At 59.3% G+C, this 14937-nt stretch carries 16 protein-coding genes and 1 pseudogene; 9 read left to right on the forward strand and 8 right to left on the reverse strand.

From position 1 onward, the window contains the following. Positions 1 to 98 precede the first annotated feature (98 nt). Positions 99 to 1157, reverse strand: a complete 1059-nt coding sequence (locus AC3ZVB_RS20585; protein ID WP_490147592.1) for an MBL fold metallo-hydrolase — start codon at positions 1155 to 1157, stop codon at positions 99 to 101. Between the two features lie 214 nt (positions 1158 to 1371). On the opposite strand from AC3ZVB_RS20585, the gene AC3ZVB_RS20590 reads away from it, so the two are divergent. Together AC3ZVB_RS20590 and AC3ZVB_RS20595 are read left to right on the forward strand one after the other, a co-directional pair. Then, complete coding sequence (locus AC3ZVB_RS20590) at positions 1372 to 1983, forward strand: TetR/AcrR family transcriptional regulator (protein ID WP_490147593.1); 612 nt, start codon at positions 1372 to 1374, stop codon at positions 1981 to 1983. A 126-nt stretch (positions 1984 to 2109) separates the two neighbouring features. Then, the gene (locus AC3ZVB_RS20595; protein ID WP_162438682.1) at positions 2110 to 2646 is read left to right on the forward strand and encodes a DUF1003 domain-containing protein; all 537 of its coding nucleotides are present in this window, start codon (positions 2110 to 2112) and stop codon (positions 2644 to 2646) included. A gap of 225 nt (positions 2647 to 2871) precedes the next feature. Here AC3ZVB_RS20595 and AC3ZVB_RS20600 read toward each other — a convergent pair whose 3' ends face one another. After that, positions 2872 to 3198 carry a DUF2025 family protein gene (locus AC3ZVB_RS20600; RefSeq protein ID WP_162438681.1) on the reverse strand — a complete coding sequence of 109 codons (327 nt, stop codon included), beginning with the start codon at positions 3196 to 3198 and terminating at the stop codon, positions 2872 to 2874. Positions 3199 to 3430: 232 nt separating this feature from the next. On the opposite strand from AC3ZVB_RS20600, the gene AC3ZVB_RS20605 reads away from it, so the two are divergent. Both AC3ZVB_RS20605 and AC3ZVB_RS20610 read left to right on the forward strand, forming a co-directional pair. Beyond that, positions 3431 to 4558 carry a glycerophosphodiester phosphodiesterase gene (locus AC3ZVB_RS20605; RefSeq protein WP_194693753.1) on the forward strand — a complete coding sequence of 376 codons (1128 nt, stop codon included), beginning with the start codon at positions 3431 to 3433 and terminating at the stop codon, positions 4556 to 4558. 193 nt (positions 4559 to 4751) lie between these two features. Beyond that, positions 4752 to 5057, forward strand: a complete 306-nt coding sequence (locus tag AC3ZVB_RS20610) for a PepSY domain-containing protein (protein ID WP_490147594.1) — start codon at positions 4752 to 4754, stop codon at positions 5055 to 5057. Between the two features lie 94 nt (positions 5058 to 5151). On the opposite strand, the gene AC3ZVB_RS20615 is transcribed toward AC3ZVB_RS20610, so the two are convergent. Both AC3ZVB_RS20615 and AC3ZVB_RS20620 read right to left on the reverse strand, forming a co-directional pair. Beyond that, positions 5152 to 5919 (reverse strand): methyl-accepting chemotaxis protein, encoded by a 768-nt coding sequence (locus AC3ZVB_RS20615; RefSeq protein ID WP_490147625.1) that lies wholly within the window; start codon positions 5917 to 5919, stop codon positions 5152 to 5154. Between the two features lie 165 nt (positions 5920 to 6084). Continuing rightward, a pseudogene (locus AC3ZVB_RS20620) lies at positions 6085 to 6792 on the reverse strand (methyl-accepting chemotaxis protein); the annotation flags it as partial. Between AC3ZVB_RS20620 and AC3ZVB_RS20625 the strand changes: the two are divergent. From AC3ZVB_RS20625 to AC3ZVB_RS20635, 3 genes are all read left to right on the forward strand, one after another. Then, a complete protein-coding gene (locus tag AC3ZVB_RS20625) occupies positions 6685 to 7014 on the forward strand; it encodes a hypothetical protein (RefSeq protein WP_490147629.1) in 330 nt (109 codons plus the stop codon). The pseudogene AC3ZVB_RS20620 and the gene AC3ZVB_RS20625 overlap by 108 nt on opposite strands. Before the next feature lie 35 nt (positions 7015 to 7049). Next, on the forward strand, positions 7050 to 8072 hold the full coding sequence (locus tag AC3ZVB_RS20630; RefSeq protein WP_162438677.1) for a transporter: 1023 nt from the start codon (positions 7050 to 7052) through the stop codon (positions 8070 to 8072). A gap of 273 nt (positions 8073 to 8345) precedes the next feature. After that, a complete protein-coding gene (locus AC3ZVB_RS20635; protein ID WP_490147626.1) occupies positions 8346 to 9818 on the forward strand; it encodes an inorganic phosphate transporter in 1473 nt (490 codons plus the stop codon). 27 nt (positions 9819 to 9845) lie between these two features. Here AC3ZVB_RS20635 and AC3ZVB_RS20640 read toward each other — a convergent pair whose 3' ends face one another. Then, positions 9846 to 10283: a multidrug/biocide efflux PACE transporter gene (locus AC3ZVB_RS20640; RefSeq protein WP_490147595.1), complete on the reverse strand. Its 438-nt coding sequence runs from the start codon at positions 10281 to 10283 to the stop codon at positions 9846 to 9848. Between the two features lie 90 nt (positions 10284 to 10373). Here AC3ZVB_RS20640 and AC3ZVB_RS20645 point away from each other — a divergent pair, with 90 nt between their 5' ends. Next, a complete protein-coding gene (locus AC3ZVB_RS20645; protein WP_490147596.1) occupies positions 10374 to 11228 on the forward strand; it encodes a LysR family transcriptional regulator in 855 nt (284 codons plus the stop codon). 157 nt (positions 11229 to 11385) lie between these two features. Here the strand turns inward: AC3ZVB_RS20645 and AC3ZVB_RS20650 are convergent, their stop codons facing one another. Further along, a complete protein-coding gene (locus AC3ZVB_RS20650; protein ID WP_162438674.1) occupies positions 11386 to 12228 on the reverse strand; it encodes a LysR family transcriptional regulator in 843 nt (280 codons plus the stop codon). Between the two features lie 110 nt (positions 12229 to 12338). Here AC3ZVB_RS20650 and AC3ZVB_RS20655 point away from each other — a divergent pair, with 110 nt between their 5' ends. Further along, on the forward strand, positions 12339 to 13064 hold the full coding sequence (locus tag AC3ZVB_RS20655) for an SDR family oxidoreductase (RefSeq protein ID WP_194693747.1): 726 nt from the start codon (positions 12339 to 12341) through the stop codon (positions 13062 to 13064). Positions 13065 to 13192: 128 nt separating this feature from the next. Here the strand turns inward: AC3ZVB_RS20655 and AC3ZVB_RS20660 are convergent, their stop codons facing one another. Both AC3ZVB_RS20660 and AC3ZVB_RS20665 read right to left on the reverse strand, forming a co-directional pair. Further along, positions 13193 to 14428 carry an RNA polymerase sigma factor gene (locus AC3ZVB_RS20660; protein ID WP_490147597.1) on the reverse strand — a complete coding sequence of 412 codons (1236 nt, stop codon included), beginning with the start codon at positions 14426 to 14428 and terminating at the stop codon, positions 13193 to 13195. Continuing rightward, entirely contained in the window at positions 14428 to 14919 is a 492-nt protein-coding gene (locus AC3ZVB_RS20665; RefSeq protein WP_162438671.1) for an SRPBCC family protein, read from the reverse strand. The genes AC3ZVB_RS20660 and AC3ZVB_RS20665 overlap by 1 nt, the downstream gene beginning before the upstream one ends. Between the last annotated feature and the right edge of the window lie 18 nt (positions 14920 to 14937).

Below are 14937 nucleotides of genomic sequence, written 5' to 3' on the forward strand. Positions count from 1 at the left end.
AAGCTCACTCGCTTTCCAGCCTACCGACGCAGCCAGGAATGTGTGTCATCACTGATCGCCAGATCACGTATGAATGCGCCCTTTACGCTGTAGCCGCTTTATCCAATGCTTTGCTGATTCTGATACACCTGCTGCTCTACGTCATACCACCAGGCTGCACCACGGGACGGGTACTTCACGTTGAATGCAGCCCCCATCTGCGGCGTAGTAATCGACACATTGCGCTCCCACGCCAACGCCAGAATGCGGTCGAACGGTTCGTACCAGGCATGCATCGACAAATCGAAAGTCCCGTTGTGAATCGGCAACAACCAGCGTCCTTTCAGGTCTATGTGCGCCTGCAGGGTCTGCTCCGGTTGCATGTGCACGTGCGGCCAGTCGACGTTGTATGCACCGGTTTCCATGAGCGTCAGGTCGAACGGGCCGTACTGTTCACCGATGCGTTTGAAGCCATCGAAATAGCCGCTGTCACCGCTGAAGAAAATCCGCGTATCACCATCGATCATCACCCACGACGCCCACAGCGTGCTGTTGCCATCGAACAGGCCCCGGCCGGAAAAGTGCTGCGAAGGTGTGGCGATGAACTCAATGCCAGCCACTTCGGTGCCCTGCCACCAATCCAATTGGCGCACCTTGCCGGCATCGACGCCCCACTTGATCAAGGTATCGCCGACACCCAGTGGCGCGAGAAAGTAGTTGGTCTTGTCCGCGAGCCTGAGCACAGCCTGATAATCCAGGTGGTCATAGTGATCGTGGGACAGGATCACCGCCTCAATGGGTGGCAATTCCTCAAGACTGATGGGGGGCTGATGAAAGCGTTTCGGCCCGGCCCACTGGACCGGCGAGGCGCGTTCGGCGAAGACCGGATCGGTGATCCAGAATTTGTCCCGCAGTTTGAGCAGCACGGTGGAGTGGCCCAGGCGGTAAACGCTGTGATTGGGCGCAGCGATCAACGCGGCTTGCGTCAGGGTTTCCACCGGCACGGCAGCGGTCGGACGAGTGTTGCGCGGTTTGTGGAAAATCACGTTCCACATGATGCGCAAGGTTTTACGAAAGCCTTCGCGTTTGACCGGCGCATGGTTTCGAAAAAGCCCTTCGACCTGCCGGGAAGATTCAGGGGGTTGGGCGTTGTCCGCCGCGGAATTTGAAATGGCCATGAATGAATGACTCCAGAATGACCGCAATCAATACGGTGCTTCTCGGTGGAACGGTAAATGGCCAAGCATGCACGCATCAGCCGAAGTTTCTATTTTTGACCGCGCAGCATTAACAGAACATTACACTGCACAGTGTAGTTTCAAGGTTGCATCAAAGTGGATCACAAGTAAACTACCAAGTGTAATTCCCTTCTCTTCCTACCGAAGCGTACTTATGACAGCTCCAAAGCGCCTGACCGACCGAAAACGTGAAGCCATCATCCTGGCGGCGATTGCCGAATTCCGTGCCAACGGTTTCGACATCACCAGCATGGACAAGATCGCTGCTACGGCGGGCGTTTCGAAGCGCACGGTGTACAACCATTTCCCGAGCAAGGAAGAATTGTTCGCCGAAATCCTCAATCAATTGTGGTCGCGGGTGACGGAGGAAAAGGAAACGTCCTACCACGCTGATCAGCCGTTACGCGGCCAAATGCGCCTGATGCTGATGGCGAAGTTGCAAACCCTCGGCGATGAAAACTTTCTCGACCTGGCACGCGTTGCCATCGCCGCGACTATTCATTCCCCCGAACGCGGGCAGAACATGGTTGCGCGCATGGGCGAGCGAGAAGAAGGCCTGACAGTGTGGATTCGCGCAGCTCAGGCGGATGGCCGGTTGAAACCGGTCGACCCGGCGTTTGCTGCGCAACAAATCCAGGGAATCCTCAAGTCCTTTGCGTTCTGGCCGCAAATTTCCATGGGGCTGCCGGGCCTTGAATCCGACATGCAAAACACAGTCGTCGACGCTGCGCTGGACATGTTCCTGGCCTGTTACGAGCTGCGATAAATGACAATGTCTGCGGCAGGGGTCAAGGTTTCGCCGACGCTAAATTAAACATCATGATGTGTTTCAGAATGAAACTGGCGCGGGCGCTATAGTGATCTTCAGTCCCACCGACCCGTAGAGGGCATCATGACCACGCCGACCGAAACCCAGCCCGCCCCCCACGTCGATCACCGGCGTTTTCTCCGCCATCACGACCACTTGGCGCCGACCTTTGGCAACGACAAGTTTGCCTTGCGCGCCGAAGCCTTTGCCCGGTTCTTCGGCACGCCGACCTTCCTGGGTGCGCAGACGCTGATCGTCGTGTTGTGGGTGTGCCTCAACGTCTTTGGCGTAGCACACTTCGATCTGTATCCGTTCATCCTCCTGAACCTCGCGTTCAGCCTGCAATCGGCCTATGCCGCGCCGCTGATCCTGCTCGCCCAGACCCGCCAGGCAGCGCGGGACAAGGCCCAGTCGGACGCCGATGCGCAGCACCGTGAAGCGCTGGCCGTGGCCAATTCCGAACGTCAGGCACAAGCTGCGCAGAACTCCGCTCAACTGCTGGAACTGCTCGAGCAAAACACCCGACTGACCGAAATGACCAAATCGCTGACCGAGCGCATCGAAAACCTCACCTCGGAAATGCACCAGCACTTTGTGCTCAAGGATCAGCCCAAGGCCTGATGCGTCTCACGACACCTTCAGCGCTTGCCCGAGCTCATATGAGGGTATGCAGGGTTGAGCGGGCGTATGCGTTCAAGCTGTGAATGATGCGGTGTTCTTCAGGTCGTCATCGCGAGCAGGCTCACTCCTACAAGGGTTCGGTGCTGGACACCCAACAGGTGATCAACGCAATCCCCTGTAGGAGTGAGCCTGCTCGCGATGGGGCCAGCAAAAACACCTCAAATCTCAGCCCTGTACAAGGCTCCGAACCGCCGCAATCTCCGGCACATCCTGCCGATTCATGTACACCCGCAACGGTTCGGTAATGTTGATCCGGTCATCAATATTCTGGTCCAGCAGCAACTGAATCAACTCGCGTTTAAGTGTCATGCCCTGCTCCGAATCAGCCGCCCAGACGAATTCGCTGGTGGGAATAATGCCGTCGTCCGCCACGTCCATCCCGAAGGAGTCTTCGCTGAAACGCACGATGTACTGACCGGTTTTGCGATTGAGGCCGACAAAGCCTTTGAGTTGGTCGGCGGCCTGGCAGATGAGCTGGGAAGTGATGCGCATGATAAACCTCACAAAAGGTCGAAAAGGACCGGTGATCGATGGTTTACACGCAGGACAAGCAAACGGATTTCCCTCTGCCGGGGAAACGCCAGGGGCAAGAGTACTGCAAAGAACCGCACAAACGTGCTGAAAATATCTGCTTTAAACAGGTTTATGTCGGTCTGGCGATAGCGCTCAAAGTCCTCAGTTGTTAAAAGGGACGTCTTTGAATCTCTGCGAAAGGACCTCGACCATGCCAGTCACCTTCACCCAAAGCGCCCTGCTGCTGAGTGTACTGCTCGGCCTCGGCCAGGCTCAGGCTGCCAGCGAGCCAAGCCCCACGGCGCTGGCGACCCGTATGGGCATCCCGCACCCGGCGGTGATCGCACACCGTGGCGCCTCGTTTGATGCCCCGGAATCCACCGCGGCGGCCTACAAACTGGCCCGCGACCTGGGAGCCGATTACCTGGAAATGGACCTGCAGCGCAGCAAGGATGGCGTGCTGTTCGCCCTGCACGATGACAACCTGCAACGCACCACTGACGTCGCCACCAAATTCCCTGAGCGCAAGGACAGCCCGGCCAATGCGTTCACCCTCGCCGAACTGAAAACCCTCGACGCCGGCAGCTGGTTCAACACCGCCTACCCGGACCGCGCGCGCCCATCCTTCGTCGGCCTGAAAATCCTGACACTCGACGAAATCATCGACATCGCCCAAGGCAACCCGCTGCATAAGCCCGGGCTGTACATCGAAACCAAAGAGCCGAAACAGTTTCCCGGCCTCGAACGCGACCTCAAGGAAAAACTTCAGGACCGCGGCTGGTTGAGCCCTGCCGGTTCGAAACTGGCGAAAAGCGAACTGGCGGTCGGCCAGGGTAAAGGCAAAGTTGTGCTGCAAACCTTCGAGAAGAGCAGCCTCGAACTGCTCGAAAAGGAAATGCCGCAAGTGCCGAAGATCCTGCTGCTGTGGGTCGGCCCAGGCAGTATCGAGCCTAAATCCAGCGTGACGTTCGCGCAGTCCGGCGATAAGGACAAAGCCACGTACTACGCCAAACAGGAACCGAAGAGCAAAGCGGAGTTTCAGCAATGGATCGAGTACGCCAAAGCCCAGGGCGCCATAGGCACCGGGCCTTCTGTGGCGCTGACCAAGGGCGGTGATCAGAGCTATTCCGATCTGGTGCAACCTTGGATGAATCAGTACACCCACGACCAAGGTCTGCTGGTGCATGCCTATACGGTCGACGATGCTGTGGATTATCAGAAGGTCATGGATGCCGGTGTGGACGGCATTTTCACCAACCGCGCCAGCGAACTATTGAAGTTTTATAAACGCCCGGCGGCGGCCAGTGTTGCTCAGTTACTGCGCAACAACGGGTATTGATTGAAGACCGAGTCGACCCTATTCGCGAGCAAGCTTTGCTCCCACAGATCTTTTTACCCAGGATTGGAGCAAGACCTGTAGGAGCAAGGCTTGCCCGCGATGCTTTTTTGCCGGTTCAATAGAATTAAGCCTGAATTAAGTTGCCACAGTTAATCTGATCCCACTTAAACAGCTCATCCAAGGAAAGAACCTCATGAAAACTTTGACTGCTTTGTTCACAGCTGCTGCCCTGACCCTCACCGCTGGCCTGGCCCAGGCTGATGTGCCGGTCGATCAGATCCCTCAACTGGTCAAAGACGGCAAGATCAAGCCGCTGGAAGAACTGAACAAGGTCGTACTGAAGCTGCACCCAGGTGCCACGATTACCGACAGCGACCTGGACAACCACTTCAACGGTTATGAATACGAAGTTGAACTGCGTGACGCCCAAGGCGTTGAATGGGACGTGGACTTGAACGCTGCTACTGGCGAAGTCCTGAAGAACAAAAAAGACGACTGATTAAACACCTAAAAAAAAGCCGCACGATCTTCGGATCGTGCGGCTTTTTTACATCCGCGATTTGATCAGGCGAACGCCCGGAACCACCCTGCTATCAAGCGCTCAGGCGCGCCGTCACTTCATTCAGCTGGCCCGACAACCCGTGCAGGTTGTGGCTGGCCGCCTCAGTGCGCTGCACGTTATCCAGATTGGTGCTGGCGATGCTGGTAATTTCCGTGAGGTTGCGCGAAATGTCTTCGGCCACTGACGTCTGCTCTTCGGCAGCCGTGGCGATCTGACGATTCATGTCGCGAATCGCTTCCACCGCGTGGGTGATGCGTTCGAGCATCGCCCCCGCCTGGGTCACCTGCTCGACGCTTTCTTCACTGCGCGACTGACCGCTTTCAATCGCCTGGGCCGCGTCCACTGCACCGGTTTGCACGGTCTGGATGATCTGGTTGATCTCGATGATCGACGCCGCCGTGCGCTGGGCCAGGCTACGAACTTCATCGGCTACCACGGCAAATCCGCGCCCGGCTTCACCGGCACGGGCCGCTTCGATGGCCGCGTTAAGCGCCAGCAAGTTGGTCTGTTCGGCGATACCGCGAATCACTTCCAGCACCTTGCCGATACGTCCACTGTCGGTTTCCAGCTGACGGATGACCGTGGCGGTGCTGGCGATTTCGCCGCGCATTCGAGTGATGGTATGAATGGTGCCCTGCATGACTTTTTCGCCCTGCTGCGCCGACTGGTCGGCATCATCGGCGGCGCGCGCCGCATCGGCCGCATGACGGGCGACTTCCTGCGCGGTGGCGGACATTTCGTTCATGGCCGTGGCCACCTGATCGGTGCGGTTGAACTGCTCGTTGGTGCCGCTGGCCATGAGGCTGGCGATGGACTTCAGCTCGCCGCTCGCGCTGTCCAGATCCGAGGCGCTGCGCTGCAAGCGGGTGAACGTGTCAGCGAGGAAATCGCGCAGCAAGTTGGCCGCGACGGCCAGCTTGCCCAACTCATCCTGACGGGTATTGGCCACACGCTCGGCAAAGCGCCCCTGGCTGAGTTGCGCCACATACTCGATCAGTTTGCGGATCGGTTCGACCAGGTTGCGATTGACCAGCCACAGGCTCAACAGGCCAATCAACAGGCCCGACGCCAACATCACCAGAATCCCCAGCAACACCGTGCGATCGGCACTGGCGCTGATCACGGTCGACTGCTCGGCGCCCTGCTTGCGCAATTCGCTGACCAGTTCGCTCATCTGCTCGCTGGCCGCGCGATCGACACCTTTGACAGCTGCGTCGCCGGCCGCGGGATCAGCACCCGCGGCCACATAGGCATCGCGCCCCTTCTGATACGCCGCGCCCAACAGGCGATGCTCATCACGCAGGCGTTCGATGCGAGTCTTGAGTGGTGGCTCGATACCTTTCTGCCCGGCCAGTTCACCGAGGATGTTTTGAACGTCGCGCTGACGGTCTTCGAATTGCTTCCAGTACTTGTCCAGATCGGCCGGTTGTTTGCCGCGCAGCAGGACGTTTTTCCATTCCTGAACCTGCACCTTGAATTGCAGGTTGGCTTCATCGATCAACTGCGAGGTGTGCAAAGGTCCTTCGATCAGGTTCGCATAGCTCTGCACGCCACTGGACAGAAAGTGGAAGCAGGCCAGGGCGATCAGCAACATCGCCAGCAAGCTCCCGCTCAACAAGGCAAGGATTTGGGCTCTCAGGGATTTTTGCAAAAACATCGAGGGGAATCTCATGACAGGGATAAGACACGCCCGGCAGGCGTGCAAGATGTCCGGACCTCCCTGTCGGCGACGCTGGTCCACGACCACATCGCGATATTCAGCATCACCGTCATCGGCGTGCCAGAGCCTTTCTTTAATCCTTTCGGCCGTTGGCAGTCACAAACATCAGCGACATCGAACGGTCACAAAACGGTCAAACCTCCTTGCGATGATGCGGCTCCAGTGAACCTGTAAAACCCGCAACAACCGCCTTCGCGCAGCGAGACCTCATGAACCACAGCATCGACCAAAGCCACCGTGATCCGGACCTGTTCGGCCTGCTCTATGGGTTCAGTTTTCGCCCCGGTGAGCGTGGTCGGGAGATCGACTCAGCCATGGCGTTGCAGTGCCTGGAGCAACCGGAAAACAACGACGACTTTCTCTGGCTGCACCTGAACCTCGCGCACGCTGCCTGTGAGCGCTGGATGAAAAGTCATCTGGGATTACCCGACGAGTTTTTCGAAGCGCTGCATGAAGGCTCCCGTTCGACGCGCATCGAACATGTCGATTCCGCCTTGCTGGCGGTGGTCAACGATGTGGTGTTCAACCTCAGCAGCATGGTGTCTTCGGACGTGTCGACGCTGTGGGTGTGCGCACGCAGCCGGCTGATCATCAGCGCGCGCCTGCAACCCTTGCACTCGGTGGACAAGCTGCGTACGTCGGTGAAGGCCGGCGAACGTTTTCGCTCCCCGCTGGAATTGCTGGTGCACTTGCTGCGCGACCAGGGTGAAGTCCTGACGCAAATCGTGCGCAGGACCAGCCAGAGCGTCGACCAGATCGAAGACGAGTTGCTCTCCTCACGGCTGTCCACCAACCGCGCCGAACTGGGGGCCAACCGGCGGGTGCTGGTTCGTTTGCAACGCCTGCTGGCGCTGGAGCCAGGCTCGTTATTGCGCTTGCTCAATCGCCCGCCGCAATGGCTGCAGAAGGAAGACGTGAAGGAGCTGCGCAAGTCCACCGAGGAGTTCGCACTGATCATCAACGACCTCACGGCCCTGGGCGAACGGATCAAGTTGTTGCAGGAAGAAATCGCCGCCAACCTCAACGAACAAAGCAACCGCACGCTGTTCACGCTGACCGTGGTGACGGTGCTGGCGCTGCCGATCAACATCATCGCCGGCTTCTTCGGCATGAACGTCGGCGGTGTGCCGCTATCGGGGGATCCGGAAGGGTTCTGGATTCTGGTGGCACTGGTGGCCACGTTCACCGTCATTGCGGGGCGCTGGGCGTTCCGCAAGCGCCAGGATTATTAAGATCAAAAGATCGTTGCTTTCAGATCAGCGGCCCCCACAAACACCCCAAACCCTGATCTGAAGCAGCCCCTCAGTAACATTTAGCAACGATCATGGGCGGCATTCCTTCCCTCCTCAGGATTGTCCGTCATGGCTACGCCTTCCTACTGTCCCGATGCGCAGGCTCCCGCCAGTAGCGCCAAGCCGCAGTTCGATAAAAAACCCGGCCTGTTCACCCTGGTGATTTTTTTCGGTGTCTTGGCAGGCGGGCTTTTGTTCACGGCCTATAGCCTGATGCATGACGTGCATGAACTCGGCACCGTGGTCACCACCTGGACACCCTTCGTGCTGCTTGGTGTTGCCCTGCTGATCGCCCTCGGCTTTGAGTTCGTCAACGGTTTCCATGACACCGCCAACGCCGTGGCCACGGTGATCTACACCAATTCGTTACCGCCGAATTTCGCAGTGGCCTGGTCCGGCTTCTTCAACTTTCTCGGCGTGCTGCTTTCCAGCGGTGCGGTAGCGTTCGGCATCATTGCCCTGCTGCCGGTGGAATTGATTCTGCAAGTCGGTTCGTCCGCCGGCTTCGCGATGATCTTCGCCCTGCTGATCGCCGCGATCCTGTGGAACCTCGGTACCTGGTGGCTGGGTTTGCCGGCGTCGTCTTCACACACTCTGATCGGCTCGATCATCGGCGTCGGCGTGGCCAATGCCCTCATGCACGGCCGCGATGGCACCAGCGGCGTGGACTGGGCGCAAGCGACCAGGATCGGTTACGCGCTGCTGCTTTCGCCCCTGGTCGGTTTTGGTTTCGCCGCGTTGCTGCTGCTGGCGTTGCGCGCTTTCGTCAAGAATCGTTCGCTGTACAGCGCTCCGGAAGGCAACACGCCGCCACCGTGGTGGATTCGCGGCCTGTTGATTCTGACCTGCACTGGCGTGTCATTCGCCCACGGTTCCAATGACGGCCAGAAAGGCATGGGCCTGATCATGCTGATTCTGGTGGGCACGCTACCGATGGCGTATGCGCTGAACCGGACCATGCCGGCCGATCAGGCCTTGCAGTTTGCTGCTGTGGCGCAAGTGACCCAACAAGCGCTGGAGCGCAGTGCGCCTCAACCGGCACCTGCCGATCCAAGAGCGATCCTGTCTGACTATGTGCGCAGCAAGGACGTGGCGCCGCAACTGATCCCCGCCCTCGCCGCCCTGACAGGCCACATCGGTAATGAAGTGAAAGGTTATGGCTCGCTGTCGAAAGTCCCTGCCGAAGCCATGGGCAACGTGCGTAACGACATGTACCTGACCAGCGAAACCATTCGCCTGATGGAAAAGAACAAGGTCGGCAATTTCGACGCCGACACCGTCGACAAGCTGCAACTGTTCAAGCAACAAATCGACAACGCCACGCGGTTTATTCCGTTGTGGGTGAAAATCGCCGTGGCCATCGCGCTGGGGTTGGGCACCATGGTCGGCTGGAAGCGCATCGTGGTGACCGTCGGCGAGAAGATCGGCAAGACCCATTTGACCTATGCACAGGGCGCCTCGGCGGAAACCGTGGCGATGCTGACAATTGGTGCCGCCGACATGTTTGGCCTGCCCGTGTCGACCACCCATGTGCTGTCATCGGGCGTCGCCGGGACAATGGTCGCCAACGGTGGCGGCTTGCAAATGAAGACTATCCGCAACCTGCTGATGGCCTGGGTACTGACATTGCCAGCGGCGATTCTACTGTCGGGCAGTTTGTATTGGTTGTTCACGCAGTTGTTCTGATCACCGCCGCTCCCACAGGTTTCGGGGTTATGCCTCACAGACCCGGCGCATCACCACCCGCTCACGCACCACGTCATACACCCAGTGGTAAACATAGGTGTACGGCAGGAAAAACAGCAGCACACCGATGTCCAGCACAAACGCCTGCCACAGGCTGACGTTCAGCCACCAGGCAATCAACGGCACGCCCAGCGCCACCAGCCCGCCTTCGAACAGCAGCGCATGCACCACGCGAACCCAGGCGTTATGCACAATGTTCAGGCGTGCCAGCAGCCGATCGAACAGGCCGTTGAAGATCACGTTCCAGGCCAGTGCCAGCGCTGCGATGATGACGGTGACGACGCCCATTTCCAGCATCGGTTTGTCCATGATCCACGCCAGTAGCGGGGTACAGATCAGGATGGCCAGTGCTTCGAAGCCGACGGCCTGCAGGAAACGTTCAGTGATGGATTTGCTAGTGCTCATGACCAGACTCCTCTGAGTGACTGTGGTTGCCATGATCCGGCACTGCCCCGATACTTCATAATCAATAACCATCGATCAAGGCGATAGTTCATGGCCTCGCACGAAGTGTTGCTGGCGTTCGTCCAGGCAGCCACCCAAGGTTCGTTTTCCGCTGCGGCACGCAAGCTGGGTCGCAGTCAGTCGACCATCAGCGCCGCCGTGGCCAGCCTGGAAATCGATCTGAATCTGATCCTGTTTGACCGCAGCAGCCGCAAGCCCACGCTGACGCCGGCGGGGCACGTCATGCTGCAACGGGCCGAGGACATCCTGGCCGCCACCAGCCGGCTGGAAATGTCCGCCAGCCAACTGTCCCAGGGCGTCGAAGCCAAGCTCACCGTAGCGATTTCCGATACGTACCAGTCCGACCGGTTCGAGGCGGCCCTGAGTGCGTTCGAGCAACGCTATCCCGACCTGGAACTCGAATGCCTGATTGCCGAATGCGACGACCTGGTGGCGTTGATACAACGAGGTCGGGCGCATGTCGCGTTTGCCGAGATGCAGGAAAGTTATCCGCCGGATCTGGTCAGCTCGACCGTCGAAGAGCGCACGGAAATTGCGCTGTTCGTCTCCCGTGCGCACCCGTTGGCGACGCTGAGCGATATTGATCAGGAGGTATTGCAGCAACACCGCGAGCTGCGGCTGGCGACGATCGTCAATCCGTATGAAAGCCGTGCAAAAGGCCGCGTCTGGTCGGCGCCAAGTTACCTGATGCTGCTGGAAATGGCTCAGGGCGGATTTGGCTGGGCGCCTTTGCCCCGCTGGCTGGTGGGTCGTTTTGACGCCGGGGCGTTAGTGGAGCTGAAGGTGCGCGGCTGGCCGAAACCGGTGTTTGTCGATGCGCTGTGGTCACGCCTGCATCCGCCAGGGCCGGCGGGGAGTTGGTTGCTGGGCAAGATGCTGGAGTAAACACAGACCTATCTGTAGCAGCTGCCGAAGGCTGCGTTCGGCTGCGAAGCAGTCGTAATTTCTGACCACACGTTATAACTGGAACACCTCATCGCCTGATTTCACGACTGCTTCGCAGCCGAACGCAGCCTTCGGCAGCTGCTACAGGGATGACGTTTCACGCAGCGTCGATATCTATCGGCCGATTGCTCTGAAAATACTCATGCAACCCGCGCATCATCGGCAACTCCAACGCCTGCGCCGCGTAACACAAACCCACTCGCCGGGTCGGTGCCGGCAGGTGCAATGCGCGGGTCACCACCCGGTCATTCCCGCTCACCAATGACTGCGGCAACATCGCCACACCAACCCCCGCCGCGACCATGTGCAGTGCCTGTTTCAACGAACCGGCATGCCCGGCCACCGCTTCCGGCGAACGCCCGTACAACGCCATCAAACGCTGATGGGAAGGATGCTGCGCACAGGTGATCCAGTCATCGATCGGCGTCCAGTGCTGGCCCGCCTCCCCCTTGGCCATCGGATGCCCGACCGGCAATGCCATCACGTAGGACTCCTCCCACAACGGCAGGAACAATTCGTCCTCGCAACACATCTCCTCCACCGCCAAGCGACCGTCGCCATGGCAACCCTCTTCCAGCGTGAGCAGCAAATGGGGTAACGCCTGATGGGCCATGCGCACGAAGGCTTCGATCTGGCTGTCGGCAATATCCCCTTCAATCCCCAGCACCAATGGTGACCGGTTTTCTCGACCACGAAACAGCCGGCTCAATGCCTCGGCCTCCGCCACCATTCGCCGGGCTTGCGGGTACAGCACCCGTGCCTCATCGCTGACCTCCACACCTCGTGGCTGACGGAGGAACAACGTCGCGCCCATGTCTTCTTCGAGCTGTTTGATGGTGACTGACAGCGTTGGTTGGCTGAGGAACAATCGTTGCGCCGCCGAGGTGATATTGCGTTCCTCGAATACGGCGATGAAGGCTTTAAGGTGACGGATATCCATAGGAAATTCCGATAGCAGAAAGAGGAATAAGGCATTTTTCAGCCAGCAAGGCGATAAATATACTGCGCCTTACGTTTAGTTATTTGTTTTTCAAATTCCAGGAGTCAAGCATGAGCAAGCCATTGATCATCATCACCGGGGCCAGTTCCGGCATTGGCGAAGCGGCTGCACGCCTGTTGAGCGCGGCCGGTCATCCCCTGTTGCTGCTGGCCCGTCGGGTTGAGCGTCTGGAGGCGCTAGAACTGCCGAACACCCTCAGCCGCCGGGTCGACATCACCGACCGCGTAACCCTGCTCGCGGCAGTGGCCGAGGCTGAAGCGCAGTTCGGCCCCGCGGATCTGTTGATCAACAACGCCGGTGTCATGTTGCTGGGCGAGATGACTCAACAGGATCCGGCGCAGTGGGATCAGATGCTCGACGTCAACGTGAAGGGTTTGCTCAATGGTGTGCATGCGGTGGTCGCGGGCATGGTTGAGCGTAAACACGGCACGATCATCAACATCAGTTCCGTGGCCGGTCGCAAGACGTTCCCGAACCACGTTGCCTACGTCGGGACCAAATTCGCGGTGCACGGTCTGTCCGAGAACCTGCGTGAAGAGCTGTCGCCGCACAATGTGCGAGTGATCACTATTGCGCCGGGGGCGGTGGAAACCGAGTTGCTCAGTCACACCACCGATGACGCGATCAAGACCGGTTACCAGGCCTGGAAACAGGACATGGGTGGCACGGTGTTGAGCGCAGAGGATGTGGCGGCGGCGATCAGCTATGCCTATCAGCAGCCGCAGAATGTGTGCATTCGGGAGATAGTGTTGGCGGCAACACGTCAGCAGGCCTGAGATTTTTGGCCAGGTTTTAAGGACCCCATCGCGGGCAAGCCCGGCTCCCACAGTTGACCGAGTTATCCAGGCAAACGCGGTCTAATGTGGGAGCCGGGCTTGCCCGCGATGGCGGCCTTGAGGTCGCCTCACTTTAATGCCCGCAATCGCCCTTCAAGAAACCGCCGTTCCGGCAGTTGCTGCGTCAACTCCAGCGCACGCCGATACGCCCCCCGCGCCTCCTCCGCCCTGCCCAGCTGCCGGTAAAACTCCGCCCGCGCTGAATGCGCCAGGTAATAGTCCAGCAGCTCACCGCGCTGCAGAATCCCGTCAACCAACGCCAACGCCGCCAACGGCCCATCCCGTTTGGAAATCGCTGCCGCCCTGTTTAGCTCGATCACCGGTGAAGGCACAGCGGCCAGCAACACGTCATACAAACCCACAATCTGCAGCCAGTCCGTTTCCTGAGCGCTCAGCGCCTCTGCATGCACTGCCGCAATCGCTGCTTGCAAGCAATACGGCCCGAACCGCCCCGTCGACAGCGCCCGCTCGATCAGCGCGCATCCTTCTTCGATCAACTCGCAATTCCACAGCGAGCGGTCCTGTTCATCCAGCACAATCAGCTCGCCGTCTGCCGATGTCCTGGCAGGACGCCGGGACTCGTGCAACAGCATCAACGCCAACAGCCCCATCACTTCCGGCTCAGGCAGCAGTTCCATCAACAAACGACCCAGGCGAATGGCTTCGCGGGTCAGTTCTTCACGGGTCAATTCGGCGCCGATGGACGCCGAATAACCCTCGTTGAACACCAGGTAGATCACCCGCAACACGCTGTCCAGACGTTCGGGCAATTCCGCCAGGGTCGGCACTTGATAGGGGATTTTTGCGTCTCGAATCTTGGCTTTGGCCCGAACGATGCGTTGCGCAATGGTGGTCGGCGTGGCGAGAAACGCTCGGGCGATTTCTTCCGTGGTCAGGTCGCACACTTCCCGCAGCGTCAATGGCACCTGCGAATCCGCCGCGAGTGCCGGGTGACAACAGGTGAAGATCAGGCGCAAGCGATCGTCTTCCACGTCCTCATCACTCCAGTCCGCCTGCTCCAGCGCCTCCAGTTGCGCGATCAGCAGGGGTCGCGACGCATTGAATCGCGCACGCCGGCGCAACACGTCAATGGCCTTGAAGCGCCCGGTGGACACCAGCCACGTGCGCGGATTATCGGGCACGCCGTCTCGTTGCCAGCGTTCGACCGCGACGAAAAAAGCCTCGTGCAGCGCCTCCTCCGCGAGATCGAAATCACCGAGCAAGCGAATCAGTGTCGCCAGAATTCGCCGCGACTCGTCGCGATAAACCTGCTCGACCCGAGCGCTGACCGACACGCCCGACATCAGTCCGGCATGCCTTCAGTGACCAACGTCACCAACCTGTCCAGGCTCTGCCCCCAACCGTCCTCGAACCCCATGGCTTCGTGGGCCTGACGATCCTCTTCCGACCAATGCATGGCGCGCGCGGAGTAAAGCGTCTTGCCGTCGCGCTCTTCAAGCGTCACCTCTGCCGACATGAATGGTTTGCCCGAGGGGATCCAGCCAGGAATGAAGGCATCGGTGAACACCAGACGCTCGGGGGCAACGATTTCCAGAAACACGCCCAGGGTCGGATACTCCGAACCGTCGGGGGCGCGCATCAGGGTGCGGAATTGGCCACCGACCCACAGGTCCATTTCGCACTCGGGCGTGGTCATGCCGTGCGGCCCCCACCACTGGGCGAGCAAGGCCGGCTCGGTCCAGGCGCGGAAGACTTTGCGCCGTGGCGCGTCGATCAGGCGACTGATGGATAACTCGAACGGTGCAGGCTGTCGTTGAAGGAGTGTCGGACTCATGCAGGATCTCCTGTTGTC

Source organism: Pseudomonas sp. MDV22-iso1 (assembly GCF_058145095.1).

What these genes read in the sequence shown, in the direction of transcription:
- AC3ZVB_RS20585 (WP_490147592.1), bottom strand. Translation starts at nt 1,157, where the DNA reads ATGGCCATTTCAAATTCCGCGGCGGACAACGCCCAACCCCCTGAATCT.
- AC3ZVB_RS20590 (WP_490147593.1), top strand. Translation starts at nt 1,372, where the DNA reads ATGACAGCTCCAAAGCGCCTGACCGACCGAAAACGTGAAGCCATCATC.
- AC3ZVB_RS20595 (WP_162438682.1), top strand. Translation starts at nt 2,110, where the DNA reads ATGACCACGCCGACCGAAACCCAGCCCGCCCCCCACGTCGATCACCGG.
- AC3ZVB_RS20600 (WP_162438681.1), bottom strand. Translation starts at nt 3,198, where the DNA reads ATGCGCATCACTTCCCAGCTCATCTGCCAGGCCGCCGACCAACTCAAA.
- AC3ZVB_RS20605 (WP_194693753.1), top strand. Translation starts at nt 3,431, where the DNA reads ATGCCAGTCACCTTCACCCAAAGCGCCCTGCTGCTGAGTGTACTGCTC.
- AC3ZVB_RS20610 (WP_490147594.1), top strand. Translation starts at nt 4,752, where the DNA reads ATGAAAACTTTGACTGCTTTGTTCACAGCTGCTGCCCTGACCCTCACC.
- AC3ZVB_RS20615 (WP_490147625.1), bottom strand. Translation starts at nt 5,919, where the DNA reads ATGGCCAGCGGCACCAACGAGCAGTTCAACCGCACCGATCAGGTGGCC.
- AC3ZVB_RS20630 (WP_162438677.1), top strand. Translation starts at nt 7,050, where the DNA reads ATGAACCACAGCATCGACCAAAGCCACCGTGATCCGGACCTGTTCGGC.
- AC3ZVB_RS20635 (WP_490147626.1), top strand. Translation starts at nt 8,346, where the DNA reads ATGCATGACGTGCATGAACTCGGCACCGTGGTCACCACCTGGACACCC.
- AC3ZVB_RS20640 (WP_490147595.1), bottom strand. Translation starts at nt 10,283, where the DNA reads ATGAGCACTAGCAAATCCATCACTGAACGTTTCCTGCAGGCCGTCGGC.
- AC3ZVB_RS20645 (WP_490147596.1), top strand. Translation starts at nt 10,374, where the DNA reads ATGGCCTCGCACGAAGTGTTGCTGGCGTTCGTCCAGGCAGCCACCCAA.
- AC3ZVB_RS20650 (WP_162438674.1), bottom strand. Translation starts at nt 12,228, where the DNA reads ATGGATATCCGTCACCTTAAAGCCTTCATCGCCGTATTCGAGGAACGC.
- AC3ZVB_RS20655 (WP_194693747.1), top strand. Translation starts at nt 12,339, where the DNA reads ATGAGCAAGCCATTGATCATCATCACCGGGGCCAGTTCCGGCATTGGC.
- AC3ZVB_RS20660 (WP_490147597.1), bottom strand. Translation starts at nt 14,428, where the DNA reads ATGTCGGGCGTGTCGGTCAGCGCTCGGGTCGAGCAGGTTTATCGCGAC.
- AC3ZVB_RS20665 (WP_162438671.1), bottom strand. Translation starts at nt 14,919, where the DNA reads ATGAGTCCGACACTCCTTCAACGACAGCCTGCACCGTTCGAGTTATCC.